Here is a 12,856-nt window from a genome sequence, read left to right as displayed (position 1 = left end):
GCATGAGCACCCTCCGACTCCTGCGGGCGACCGGTGAGACCGCCGACGTCGCCCTCAACGACTCCGGCGCGTACAGCCGTCCGACCACTCCGCTGCAGAGCCGTGTCGCCTATGCCGCCGCCCACGTGGTGCCGAAGGTGCACGCCGACAACACTCCGGGGCAGCCGGCTGACATCGACTGGGACGCCACGCTCGCTTTCCGCCGCAACGTGTACTCGTGGGGTCTCGGCGTCGCCGACGCCATGGACACCGCGCAGCGGAACATGGGCCTGGATGCCGCCGCGACTCGCGAGCTGATCGCCCGTAGCGCCGAGGTCGCCCGCGAGGAGGGCGGCTCCGTCGTGGTCGGCGTCAACACCGACCACATCGCTGAGACGCACATCTCGCTCGACCAGGTGATCGCGGCCTACCTCGAGCAGCTGCACTTCACCGAGGAGCAGGGGGCCGGCCCTGTGCTCATGGCCTCGCGCCACCTCGCCCGTGTCGCGACGGGCGCCGACGACTACCGCCGCGTCTACCGCGAGGTGCTGTCGCGCGCGACCGTGCCCGTGGTGCTGCACTGGCTCGGCACCGCCTTCGACCCCGAGCTTGCCGGATACTTCGGGGCCGACGACTGGCAGACGGCATCCGCGGTGCTGCTCGATGTGATCGAGGAGAACCCGGGCAAGGTCGCGGGCGTCAAGATGAGCCTCCTCAACGCCGAGTCCGAGATCTCCGTACGCGAGCGGCTCCCCGAGGGGGTGCGCATGTTCACCGGCGACGACTTCAACTACGTGAGCCTGATCGGCGGCAGTGGGGGCGCGGAGGGCGACACCGGCGGCAGCAGGGGTCACTCGGACGCACTGCTGGGGGCGTTCGCGGCGATCACGCCGGTGGCGTCGGCGGCGATCCAGGCGCTGGATGCCGGAGACTCGGAGGCGTACCTGCGCATCCTCGGTCCCACCGAGGAACTCAGCCGACAGGTCTTCGCGGCGCCGACCTTCTATTACAAGACCGGCGTCGCCTTCCTCGCCTGGCTCAACGGGCATCAGCCCGCGTTCCAGATGGTGGGCGGCCTGCACTCCGCCCGCAGCCTGCCGCATCTGAGCCGCATCGTCGAGCTGGCCAACGCCTCGCTCGCGCTGGAGCAGCCCGACCTCGCCCGCGAACGGTGGCACGGGATGCTGCGTCTGAACGGGGTGGACGCGTGAGCGCGGTGCCGGGTTCGACGCCCGCGGCCGCACACCTGCAGGGAGAAAGCACGCCTGTCGGTGGAATCGCCGGGGAATCCCCCGACATCCGTGCATCCGTCCGACAGGTGGACACGGTCGGGCCACACCCGCGCCTGTCGATCAACCAGGCCACCATCAAGTACGCCGACCTCGCCACGGCCCTGCGGGTCACCGCCGACGCCGGCATCCAGGCGATCGGACTGTGGCGCGAGCCCGTCAACGAGCTCGGGCTCGACATCGCTGCCCGGATGCTGACGGATTCCGGGCTGCGTTTCACGACGCACTGCCGCGGCGGTTTCTTCACGCTGCCCGCCGGGGCGGAGCGGGATGCCGCGCTCGACGACAACCGCCGGGCCATCGAGGAGACGGCGACACTGGCCGCCGCGGGGGCCGACGGCTCGACGGCGGTGCTGGTCCTGGTCGCTGGTGGCCTGCCGGAGGGGTCCCGCGATCTGGTCGGAGCGCGCGAACGTGTCCGCGACGCGATCGGCGTTCTCGCCCCCGAGGCCGCGGCCGCGGGGGTCACTCTCGCTATCGAGCCGCTGCATCCGATGTACGCCTCCGATCGTGCCGTCGTCTCGACGCTCGGTCAGGCGCTCGACATCGCCGCCGACTTCGAGCCCGCGGTGGTGGGCGCCGCGGTCGACACCTTCCACATCTGGTGGGACCCGCAGGTGCTCGACCAGATCGCCCGTGCGGGTCGCGAAGGCCGCATCGCCACGTATCAGGTGTGCGACTGGAAGACGCCCCTTCCGGCCGACGTGCTGCTCTCGCGGCACTACACGGGCGATGGAGTGATCGACTTCGGTTCGCTCACCCGCGCCGTGGTCGCGACCGGATACGACCGCGACATCGAGGTCGAGATCTTCAACGCCGACATCTGGGCGGATGCTCCTTCGAGCGTCGTGCGCCGCACGGCCGAGACCTTCGCGGCGGCCGTCTCCCCGCACCTCGGATGACGCGCGTCGGTCGCCGGTCGTGTCCCACATGTCGGACGGATGCACGGATGCAGGACGAAAACGGGGCCCTCGGCCCGACATCCGTGCATCGCTCCTGCATCCGCACCGGCGGGTGGGCCGCGAACAGCGACTACCTGGAGAGGCCCGTGTGACAAAGACCCGGGAAGTAGGCTCGGAGACATGACCAACCCCGCATCGCCCGCGGAGCGGCCGGCGTCGGAGCGCGCCGCACGTCATCCCCGCGGCCCCGCGCCCACGCTGCACGACGTGGCTCGCGAGGCCGGTGTCTCCTTGGCGACGGCCTCCCGGGCCCTCAACGGCTCGGAGCGCAAGGTGGCCGAGTCTTTCCGCGAGCGTGTCGAAGCCGCCGCCGCGAAGCTCGGCTACACGGCCAACGTCTCCGCCCAGGCGATCGCCCGGGGCACGTCTCCGGTCATCGCCCTGCTCGTCGCCGACATCGCCGACCCGTACTTCGGTCTGATCGCATCCGGCGTGGCACGTGGTGCCGACGAACACGGACTCGTCGTGACCATCGCGATCACCGAACGCGATCAGGAGCGGGAAGCGCGGATCGTGCGCGCCCTGCGCGGCCAGCGTCCGCGCGGGCTGATCCTCGCGGCCTCCCGCACGCAGGAGCCGATGGAAGTGGACACCGCGCACGAGCTCGCGGAGTTCGCCCGACAGGGTGGCCGGGTGGTCGCGTTCGGGCCGGACGGTGACGCCGAGCGCCGGATCGAGATCGACAACCATTCCGGTGCCGAGGCGCTCGGTCGGCGGATGGCCGAGCTCGGCTACCGCTCCGCGATCGTCCTGGGCACGGCCGAGGGCGTGCGCACCTCGGATGATCGCCTGGCCGGGTTCCGCGCCGGGTTCGAGGCATCCGGGGGTGTGGTCGAGAGCGTGCGGCGGGGCGACTTCCGGCGAGAGTCGGGAACGGAGGGCATGGCAACTGCGCTCGCCGACGGAGTCCAGCCGGGAACCCTCGTCTTCGCGATCAGCGATGTCGTGGCGATCGGTGCGATGTCCGCCATCCGTGACGCCGGTCGCGAGATCGGCGCAGACATCGCGGTCTGCGGCTTCGACGACGTGCCCGCCAGCAGTGACGTGTCGCCGACGTTGACGACCGTGAGAGTGCCGCTGACCGAGGTGGGTTATCAGGCCTTCCGGGCGACGGTCGATGCCGACTGGGAACAGGCGCCCCTCCCCGTCGAGGTCGTGGTGCGGGCGAGCACCCCGGGTATCCCGCGATGACCAGGATCGTGCTGGCGCCCGACAGCTTCAAAGGCACGATCACGGCGGCCGATGCCGCGGGGGCGCTCGCCGAAGGGTGGGCAGCGGTCGATCCGACCGCCGAGTTCGTGCATCGGCCCATGGCGGATGGCGGCGAGGGCACGGTCGCCGCGTTCGAGGCTGCCGTCCCCGGAGCCGTCCGGATGCCGGTGGTCGTCGACGGGCCCGCGGGAACGCGCGTGAAAACCTCCTGGCTGCTGCTTCCGCCGACACCGGCAGCCCCCGCCGGTACAGCGGTCGTCGACCTCGGCTCGACGTCCGGCATCGAGCTCCTCGACGAGTTGCGGCCCTGGGATGCCGACACGACGGGCCTGGGCCAGGCCATGGCCGATGCCCTCGATCACGGGGTCTCGTGTCTCGTGGTCGGCATCGGATCGAGTGCGTCGACCGACGGCGGCACCGGGATGCTGACCGCGCTGGGCGCGCGCTTCCTCGACGCGTCCGGCGCGCCCGTCGCCCGCGGTGCACGGGGACTCGCCGACGTCGTCTCGGCGGACCTGACCGGGTTGCGCGCGTCGCCGGAGGTGCGGGTGCTGACCGACGTCACCAACCCGCTCACCGGTCCGCGCGGTGCCGCCGCGGTGTTCGGTCCGCAGAAGGGGCTGCGCGCGACAGAGGACATCGCGCGCGTCGACGACGGTCTGCGCCGCCTGGCCGACCTGCTGGGCATCGATCCTGCGGGGCAGGGATACGGCGCAGCCGGAGGCACCGGTGCCGCGCTCGTCGTCTGGGGCGGGGTGCTCGCCCCCGGTGCCGCTGAGGTGGCCGAGCTCATCGGCCTCTCCGCCGCGATCGCCGATGCCGACGTCGTCATCACCGGCGAGGGCTCCTACGACGGACAATCCGGCGACGGCAAGGTGCCCTCGTTCCTCGCCGGCCTCGCCGCCGCCGCGGGCACCCGCGCGCTGCTCGCCGCCGGGCGCATCACCACGGATGCGGACACCACGCAGTTCGCGGCATCCGTGTCTCTCACCGACCTCGCGGGATCCTCCGACGGGGCCCTCGCGGATCCCGCGAGCTGGCTGCGAGAAGCCGGCGCCGTGCTCGCTCGCTCCGCCGCTTCCTGAGGCACTCTGCGGCGTTTTCTCCGTTGAAGAACCCGCATCCGACGTAGGGTTCGCGCTCTGCTACGATCAGCGCAGAATACCGGTTGTTCGATCGAATGGACTGAGCCGGCTTCGCTCGATCTAGGGGAGATTGTCCGTGAGTCCTGTCCGTTCGCACCGTCGTGCTGCGCTGCCCGAATCCCGCCGGTCACTCCGGTCCCGCATGCTCCGCTCCGGCGGGGTCCTGCTTACCGCGCTCGCGCTGATCGCCTCCTCCGCTGTGCCCGCCGTCGCGGCGGAGTGGGTCCCCGCGGCGCCGACGCTAATCACCGCAGCCGCGCCGGATCTGGTCAGCGACGACCCGGCGGTGGTGTCGGCGGCTCACGGAGCGCAGATCAGCACCCAGCTCGGCGACGTCTCGTCCCGTGATGCCGCCTCCGACGATGCGTCTTCCCGCGATGCCCCCGCGACGCAGACGCGCACCGCAGCTGCGGCGACGGCCGAGGCGGGCCCGCCCGAATCGAGCTACGGCGAGGTGGTGACGGTCACCGTGTCCGGACGCTTCGTGACCCCCGCCGGCGCAGCGGCGAGGGGCGTGAACCTCACTGCCCAGGCGATGTACGGCGACGACTCCGGCATCCTGGCGACGTACACGACCGGCGCGAGCGGGACGTTCACGATGAAGGTCGAGACGGCCCGTCCGTTCCGGCTCATCGTGCGCCCGGGCTCCGGGCATGTGGGTGGCACGATCAGCTCCGGCGGCACCCTCATTCCCGGTACGGGGTATCAGGAGGGTCAATGGTCTCTCGAACCCGTCGCCACGACCTCCACCCTCGGCGACATCACCTTGGTCGCCGGCCACGTCGTCTCCGGTTCGGTCACTGTCACGGGGCCTCTGTCGCAGACCGACGCCCAGCTGGAGCTTGCTTCGGCGACCGCCTTGTTCGACATGCCACTCGCGATCCAGACAGGCGAGACCAAATGGTCGCTGACGGTCCCCGCCGGAACGTATGAAGCAGCGGTCCACGCGTACGGCGTCGGCATCTCGGCGTATCACGGTGGCACCACCTCCGAGACGGCGACCTCGATCGTCGTCCGCGGCTCCGTCACGGGAATCGGGATCGGTGCCACCGTGTCCTCCCGAACGATCAGCGGTACCGTTCGCGATGCCGGCGGCAATCCGGTCGAGGGAGCGAGCGTGTCGATCGCCCCGCAGCCCTGGGCGGGGGAGAACTCCGGGCGATCAGCCGTGTCCGGTGCAGATGGCAGATACACCCTCGTCAACGTTGTCCCCGGAAGCTACAACCTCGCCTTTTTCGCCGGCGGCCCGTCTGTCTATTGGCCTGGCGTGGACGACTGGGAGAGCGCAGGGATCATCACGATCAACGCGGCGACTCCGTCACTCAGCGGCTATGACGCGGTGACGAAGGCGGGAGTGATGATCACCGGCACCTCGACCGATACCGACGGGACACCGCGCGCGGGCGACGTCGTCCACTTCTCCCGAGGCAGCACGGAATACGGGTCGGTGACCACGAGGGCCGACGGGACGTACACGTCGTACGCGCTCCCGGTCGGCGACTACACCGTGAGCCTGACGCAGGGAGGTTACTCCGGCACGGTCCAGCAGTGGTACGACGGCAAGCGGAGTGCCGCCGAGGCCGATCTCGTGCGCGCGACGACGGACGGTACGGTCTGCGACGGCATCGACTTCGTCGCCGTGAAGGGCGGCTCCATCACCGGCACGGTGTCGTTCGCGAACGGGACCGCGGTGAAGGGCGCCACGGTTTCCGTGTTCGCGGCGCACGACACCTACCAGCCCGTCGCCACCGCGACCACGGATGCGCAGGGACGCTACACGGTCAAGGGTCTGAACCGTGAGAACTACGTCGTCGAGATCACCTCGGGCACCAGCGGCGTCGCCGACGTCTGGTACGGGGCCACCGCGAACGACCCGGCTGCCGCCGTGATCGAGCTCGGCCTCGATGCGACGTTCCGCGCCGATGTCACCGCCGTCCTCGGCGGCACGATCAGCGGAACCCTCACGCCGGCCATCGCGGGGGAGACGTACTGGCTCACACTGACCAGACAGGACGGCTCCGCGCAGCGCTCCCTCGCGGTGTCGACCACCGACGGCTCCGCTGTGCAGTGGAAGGTCTCCGGACTGACGGGCACGTGGATCGCCTGGGTGGACGACGTCTACTGGAACGGCGACGGCTCGCCCGACGGGTTCACGCCGATCACCGTCGTCCCCGGCGAGGTCTTCGGCGGGGTCGACTTCGATCTGCGCAAGGACCTGAACGTCACGGGAGCGCTGAGGACCACCGACGGATCGGAGATCGCGCGCGTCGACGTGACGATCGAACGCCAGGACGGCGAGTGGTGGAACTACGTGGATTCCTCGAACGCGACCGGCGTGCAGTTCGGGTTCGCCGTGGAACCCGGGGTGTACCGGGTGCGCACCGCCGGATACTCTCCGAACGGCGATGCGCTGCGCGAGACCACGACGCCGATCACCGTCGTCGCCGGAAAGCAGACGGTGCTCGACATCACGACTCAGCGGGGCTGGACGGTCAGCGGACGCCTGACCGACGCGGCGACCGGCGAGCCGGTGTTCGGGGCATCCGTGAGGGCGCAGTCGCCCGACTCCTACGCCTACGCCTACGGCATGACCCAGTCCGACGGAACCTACCGGGTCGTGGTCGGGTCGCCCGGCGCCTGGGATGTCGTCGCGGCGGAGGACTCCGCCATCTATTCGGCCGCAACCCGGCGCGTCACCGTCGCGGGCGCGGACCTGAAGGACATCACCTTCGCGCTTGCGAAGGGCCAGCGTCTGAGCGGTCGGGTGACCGGCGAGAATACGACCAATCCGCTGCCCGGCATCCAGGTCGATGTCTGGAACGCCGACGAGGAGATCGTCGCCTCGGCGACCACTGCCGCCGACGGCACCTATCGCACTCCCGCCCTCGCTGACGGCACCTACACCGTGCGCTTCGTGAACTGGAGCGGACTGTACGTCGAGGAGTGGTGGAAGGATGCCACCACCTCGGCATCCGCGACGAAGATCAGCGTCGCGGGCAAGCCGGTCACTGCCGTCGATGCCTCCATGCGGCTCGGCGGCGTCATCATCGGGTCGGTGCTCGATGCCGACGGCAACGCGCTCGCGGGGGCCACGGTCGGCCTCGCGACGCTGCCGGCCACGGGGCTCGGGGCCGTCTTCGCACCCCTGACGCAGATGTTCGGTGCCACGCCGGGAGGAACCATCCTCGACGTCGAGACCACCACGGACGCGGACGGGACCTACACGCTGCCACCGGTGGAGGCGGGAACGTACGGCCTGTACGTGTACTCGCCGGCCACGGGCACGACCTGGTTCGATGGCAAGAAGACGTTGAGCGAGGCGGATGCCGTCGAGGTGTCTGCCGGAGGGACCCTGAGCGTCCCGCTTCAGCTGCGAGCACTCGCCGCCGGCGAGGATCCGCGCACCCCCGAGCAGTCCATCAGCGACGAGTTCACGATCCAGCGACAGCCCGCCGACGTCAGCGTGACCGACGGTGAGACCGCGACCTTCCGCGCCACTGCCTCGGGTGCGACGGCACCGACGATCCGGTGGGAGAAGCGTAAGCCGGGGGCCTCGACCTTCACTGCGATCGCGGGGGCGACGGACACGACGCTCGCATTTACGGGGACGGTGGCCGACTCCGGCACAGGGTTCCGGGCCGTCTTCACCTCGGGCGGAACGACGAAGACCACCGATATCGCGACGCTGACCGTGAAGGCGAAGCCGACGGTTCCGAAGGCTCCGACGGTACCTGTCGCATCGAAGCTGCAGCCGACGGCCGCTCAGCTCGACTGGACGGCACCCGACTCCGGCGGCTCGCCCGTGACCGGCTACTCGGTGCGGATCTACACCGGGGGACAGCTCGTCCGGGAGGTCGCCGTCACCGGGCAGTCCTTCTCGCTCACGGGACTGACCGCGCAGACGACCTATGCGGCGTCGGTGACCGCGATCAATGCGGTGGGCAGCAGTGCGGAATCGCCCCGAGTCTCGTTCACCACTCCGAAGCCGTTGACGGTTCCGGGGGCTCCGACCGCGGTGTCGGTGGTCCCGGGCGACGGGCAGGTGGTGGTGTCGTGGACGGCGCCGACCGCGAACGGCGGGTCCGCGATCACGGGCTATACCGTGACCGCGTCGCCGGGCGGAGCGAAGGTGACGACGACGGGGGCGACCACCGCGACAGTCACCGGGTTGACGAACGGCACCGCGTACAAGTTCCTCGTCACGGCGACGAACGCGGTGGGGACATCCGTGCCGTCGGCCGTGTCGGCGACGGTCACCCCGCTGGCCCCACCGAAGGCTCCGGGCGCCCCCACCGCAGTCACGGCGGTGGCCGGCAACGGTCAGGCGACGGTCTCGTGGAAGGCGCCGACCTCGAACGGCGGGTCTGCGATCACCGGCTATGCGGTGACGGCGCAGCCCGGCGGCAAGACCGTCACGACCACGGGTGCCACGACCGCGACGGTCACCGGCCTCGCGAACGGAACGGCCTACACCTTCACGGTGAAGGCGACCAACGCGGTCGGATACTCTCCGACGTCCGCAGCCTCTTCCGCCGTCACCCCGGCGGCGGCCGCCGCGGTGTCTCGTCAGTCGGGGCCGGGTCGGTATGAGACGGCTGTGGCGGTGTCGGTGGCGTCGTTCCCGACGGCCGGTGTGCCGGTGGTGTATCTCGCGAACGGGCGGGATTTCCCGGATGCGTTGGCGGGTGCGGCGGCGGCTGGTCACTTCGGTGGTCCGGTGCTGTTGACGGAGCCGGGGGCGTTGCCGCCGGTGGTTGCGGCGGAGTTGGCGCGTCTGAAGCCGCAGAAGATCGTGATCCTGGGTGGCACGGGTGTCGTGACCGACGCGGTCAAGAAGCAGGCGGAGGCCTACATCAAGCGCTGACGACAGAAGTCACGGGATTCTGAGTTCGTTGATCGGTTCTCGACGGCTCGCCAGAATCGCCGGAGCGATGGCAGCGATGAGAGTGGTGTTCACAGCGACCACTGTCAGCGCTCCGGTGAAGGTCGCCCCTGGCCAGGGGTCGCCGCTCGCGGCGAGCATGACGAGCGAGATGCCGATTCCGATCCCGGTGCCGATGACGCAGAGCATCGCGGTCTGCGTCAGGAGGAGGGTGACGATGAGCGCGCGACTCGCCCCGAGCGCCCTCCTCCGGCCGAAGTCCTTTCGCCGCATCAGCACCAGGCCGTACTGCAGAACAGCGACCAGAAGGGCGGTCAGAGTGAGCAGAGCGATCACGAGGCCTCGGGAGAATCCGCGGAGTTGCGCGTCGATCAGTCCTCGCAGATCGGCCAGCGCCTCACTCGTCTGTACCTTCGTCTTCGAGGCGTCCTCGACGCCGAGCAGAGATACGACTGTCTCACTGATCGGGCGGACGAGTTCGGGCGACGTGGCGATGACGATAAGGACAGCAATCGGCTCGTCGCCATCGACGGGGTGTGGGACCAGCGCCAGAGGCTCGAATCTCCGAAGAAAGTCTGGAACCTCAAGTCGCCCGCCTATGCCGAACGACCCGCCCGAGTCGACGATGGAGACTCCACCGACGAAGTCTGGAGTGCCGAGCTGCTCAGCCGCCTGATCCGACTCCCAAACCAGGGCGCCGGGTAAGGGGGATTCATGGGGTATTCCTAGTCGCTCGAGGTCGGCGCCGTAGGCGAGGCGAACGGGAACGTGCGCCCCGCCTGGCACGCGCGAATTGGTGGCATCCACCGCAGCCGACAAGCCCGCGGCCCACTCGATCCCTTCGATCCCGTCGATCCGGTCGAGAACGTCGGCGGTGAGGCCGGAATCGGGATCGGCGCGGATCGCTATCGAGCGCGTGCCTGCGGAGTCGATGGAGTTGAGAACGTTCTGCTCTGCGCCGACGGTGCGCCCGGTGGTGAGCATGACGACGACGATCATGCCCACGACCATCAGGACCGTGATGATGGAAGCCACCGGTTGGGAGCGGATCGACGCTCGGGATTCGCGGAGAACGGGACCGATCACAGTGTGATCTCCCGGTCGCACGCGCTCGCGACCTCGGGGGAGTGCGTGACGATGATGACAGCGGCCCCCGCGCGGGCATGATCCTGCAGTGCCCCGACGACGACGCTCGCAGTCGTCGGGTCCAAGTTTCCCGTGGGTTCATCGGCCAGGAGAATGTCCGGAGCGTTGAGGAGAGCCCGGCAGAGAGCGATGCGCTGTGCCTGACCCCCGGACACCTGCCCAGGTTTGCGGCGCGCCGGCACATCAACGCCGAACCGTGCGAGAAGCTCTTGTCCTCGCGGCTCGAGAGCGTGTCGAGGCAGTCCGCGGTACAGAGCCGTCTCGGTGACGTTGTCCAGCACGGATCGCGTGGTGTCCAGGGCGGCGTCCTGAAAGACGAATCCGAACCTTTCGGCGCGCAGGTGCGCGCGGTGCGCATCGCGGAGCACACGGCTCGAAGTCCCATCGATCAGCACGTCCCCGCTGGTCGGCGTCAGCATGAGGCCGAGCAGGTACAGCGCCGTAGACTTCCCGCGGCCAGACCGGCCCGTCAGTGCCGTTGTCGAACCGGCGGGAAATTCTGCCGACCAGTCTTCGATGAGCGGATGATCGGCGTCGTATCGGAAAGTCAGGTCATCGGCGCGCAATCTCATGCCGGTCGCGGGGCTCATTTCTTCGCACTCGCGGGGATCTGAACGCGCAATCCCTGCCGCGCCCCGGTGATCGCCGACATCCCTTTCGCAGACGCAACGACCTTCACCGCGACCTCCCGTCCTTTCTCATCGACAACGGCTGTCGATCCGTCTGCGACGGTCACCAGCGCCGCCGAGGGCACGACAAGGCCTTCGACTTCTGCGACGACGATGATCCGCGAACGGAGGGCGGTCTTGCCCGTAGGCGGAATCTCATTGCACGCGGTTGCGCAGATGAGCTCTCCGTCCGGCGCGCTCAAACGGACGTCAATGGCGCCATCGTCACCGCGCAGTTGCGCTTCGGTGGTCGCCTCCCATGTCTCTCCCCGCGGAGCGGTGATCTCGACTTTCGTTCCGGTGGGCATCATCGCCGCCTGAGCCTCGGTGACGGGGATCTGGAAGGTCGGTGCGGGCGAGAGTCCGCGAACGACGCTCTCGCCCCCGGTGAGCGTTGCCCCGCGATTGATCACGGCGGTGTCGAGCGTCACCCGCGCGGGTAGTGACGGCACAAAGATGACGTCGCCGACGTCGACAATTCCCGACGCCTGTGCGCCGAGCGTCCTCTGCCAGCGGCTGACGGCGCCCTCGGTTCCCTCGCCGAACACCCCGTCGATGCTGCCGCCGTACTGGCCGCTGTCGCGAAGCATCTCCTGCCATTGACGAACGTCCGCGCCCGCGCTGTCGAGTCCGAGGGATCGGAACATCGGAACGGAGCCCTGAGCGACGACGACCGGACGCAGATCGACGGTGTAGAGCACCGTGCCGGAGGCGACCGCGGTGCCTGCTTCGACGGCGATATCCGTGACGATACCCGCGGCCCGGTTGGTGCCGATGGGCTGCTGCGCCCACTCAGCCATCGTGTTGAGGTTCACGGCGTACCCGACGCTGCCCTGTTCCACCGCGACGAAGGAATGTCCCGCCGAGGACAGAGGATCGTCGGTCGGGCGGAGGATCGTCACGACGGCCCACGCGCTCGCGGCGCCGAGCACCAGCAGGGCGAGGGCCGCGAGGAACATCGCACCGCGCGGGCGACGGCGAGGCCGTCGGAAGACGTCCTCGCTGAAGTCCGAGTCGACAGGTGATGACGACATCTAGTATCCCGGCCGGGGGCACTTTTCGAGCAGTGCGAAGTACTCGTCTTCGGTGACCTGCGAGTTCGAGGTCGTGTACACCTCCGCGTACGGGTCCCACGCGTTCCCATCGGCGAGCGCAGAGTCCACGAACGTCTGCTCGCTCGGTGGGTTCCCTGGATCGAGGCCCTGAACGCGGATGCACTCGGCCGTGTCCAGCTCCATGAGATAAAGCAGCCGCAACTCGGGTTCGGTGAGTGCGGGGGCGATCGTGTCGAGTCCGTTCTCCTTCTCGCACTCCGCGAGGTCTGCGTCATACGGCTCTTCCTGTCCCTCGGGGACGTCGCTCAACACTCCGCCGTCGCCGGTGACGTCCGCGTCCCATCCGCGATCGACCATGCAAGCCGCCATGGTGCTGCCGAACTCCGGATCGATCCCCAGATCCACGCTTTCCGCAGTGGCGTGCGGCTCGGGGGCTGAGCCTGCGCATCCTCCGAGGAGAAGTGCTGAGGCTGCGATGATCGCGGTGACGAACACCGCCGCGGTTCGTTTCATCGCCG

9 protein-coding genes are annotated in these 12,856 nt (G+C 69.4%); 5 read left to right on the top strand and 4 right to left on the bottom strand.

Annotated features, from left to right (window positions below; genetic code table 11):
• The first annotated feature begins 2 nt into the window (after window positions 1–2).
• From ACFC14_RS03065 to ACFC14_RS03045, 5 genes are all read left to right on the top strand, one after another.
• Complete coding sequence (locus tag ACFC14_RS03065) at window positions 3–1,190, top strand: dihydrodipicolinate synthase family protein (protein WP_376101162.1); 1,188 nt, start codon at window positions 3–5, stop codon at window positions 1,188–1,190.
• A 107-nt stretch (window positions 1,191–1,297) separates the two neighbouring features.
• Complete coding sequence (locus tag ACFC14_RS03060) at window positions 1,298–2,170, top strand: sugar phosphate isomerase/epimerase family protein (protein ID WP_376107082.1); 873 nt, start codon at window positions 1,298–1,300, stop codon at window positions 2,168–2,170.
• A 180-nt stretch (window positions 2,171–2,350) separates the two neighbouring features.
• Window positions 2,351–3,421, top strand: a complete 1,071-nt coding sequence (locus ACFC14_RS03055; RefSeq protein WP_376101161.1) for a LacI family DNA-binding transcriptional regulator — start codon at window positions 2,351–2,353, stop codon at window positions 3,419–3,421.
• Window positions 3,418–4,527: a glycerate kinase gene (locus ACFC14_RS03050; RefSeq protein ID WP_376101160.1), complete on the top strand. Its 1,110-nt coding sequence runs from the start codon at window positions 3,418–3,420 to the stop codon at window positions 4,525–4,527. The genes ACFC14_RS03055 and ACFC14_RS03050 overlap by 4 nt, the downstream gene beginning before the upstream one ends.
• A gap of 202 nt (window positions 4,528–4,729) precedes the next feature.
• Window positions 4,730–9,451, top strand: a complete 4,722-nt coding sequence (locus tag ACFC14_RS03045; protein WP_376101159.1) for a carboxypeptidase regulatory-like domain-containing protein — start codon at window positions 4,730–4,732, stop codon at window positions 9,449–9,451.
• 9 nt (window positions 9,452–9,460) lie between these two features.
• Here ACFC14_RS03045 and ACFC14_RS03040 read toward each other — a convergent pair whose 3' ends face one another.
• The 4 genes from ACFC14_RS03040 to ACFC14_RS03025 are packed head-to-tail and all read right to left on the bottom strand — an operon-like array spanning window position 9,461 to window position 12,851.
• Window positions 9,461–10,504, bottom strand: coding sequence for an FtsX-like permease family protein (locus tag ACFC14_RS03040; RefSeq protein ID WP_376101158.1), 1,044 nt, complete (start codon window positions 10,502–10,504; stop codon window positions 9,461–9,463).
• Between the two features lie 47 nt (window positions 10,505–10,551).
• Window positions 10,552–11,205 (bottom strand): ABC transporter ATP-binding protein, encoded by a 654-nt coding sequence (locus ACFC14_RS03035; RefSeq protein WP_376101157.1) that lies wholly within the window; start codon window positions 11,203–11,205, stop codon window positions 10,552–10,554.
• Complete coding sequence (locus ACFC14_RS03030; protein ID WP_376101156.1) at window positions 11,202–12,317, bottom strand: peptidoglycan-binding protein; 1,116 nt, start codon at window positions 12,315–12,317, stop codon at window positions 11,202–11,204. Before ACFC14_RS03030 ends, ACFC14_RS03035 begins: the two co-directional genes overlap by 4 nt.
• Window positions 12,318–12,851: a hypothetical protein gene (locus ACFC14_RS03025; protein ID WP_376101155.1), complete on the bottom strand. Its 534-nt coding sequence runs from the start codon at window positions 12,849–12,851 to the stop codon at window positions 12,318–12,320.
• Between the last annotated feature and the right edge of the window lie 5 nt (window positions 12,852–12,856).

This window comes from Microbacterium sp. NPDC055988 (genome assembly GCF_042269505.1).
Classification (GTDB): Bacteria; Actinomycetota; Actinomycetes; order Actinomycetales; family Microbacteriaceae; genus Microbacterium.
This window is presented reverse-complemented; position numbering and strand designations above follow the sequence as displayed.

What these genes read in the sequence shown, in the direction of transcription:
- ACFC14_RS03065 (WP_376101162.1), top strand. Translation starts at nt 3, where the DNA reads ATGAGCACCCTCCGACTCCTGCGGGCGACCGGTGAGACCGCCGACGTC.
- ACFC14_RS03055 (WP_376101161.1), top strand. Translation starts at nt 2,351, where the DNA reads ATGACCAACCCCGCATCGCCCGCGGAGCGGCCGGCGTCGGAGCGCGCC.
- ACFC14_RS03050 (WP_376101160.1), top strand. Translation starts at nt 3,418, where the DNA reads ATGACCAGGATCGTGCTGGCGCCCGACAGCTTCAAAGGCACGATCACG.
- ACFC14_RS03045 (WP_376101159.1), top strand. Translation starts at nt 4,730, where the DNA reads ATGCTCCGCTCCGGCGGGGTCCTGCTTACCGCGCTCGCGCTGATCGCC.
- ACFC14_RS03035 (WP_376101157.1), bottom strand. Translation starts at nt 11,205, where the DNA reads ATGAGCCCCGCGACCGGCATGAGATTGCGCGCCGATGACCTGACTTTC.
- ACFC14_RS03030 (WP_376101156.1), bottom strand. Translation starts at nt 12,317, where the DNA reads ATGTCGTCATCACCTGTCGACTCGGACTTCAGCGAGGACGTCTTCCGA.
- ACFC14_RS03025 (WP_376101155.1), bottom strand. Translation starts at nt 12,851, where the DNA reads ATGAAACGAACCGCGGCGGTGTTCGTCACCGCGATCATCGCAGCCTCA.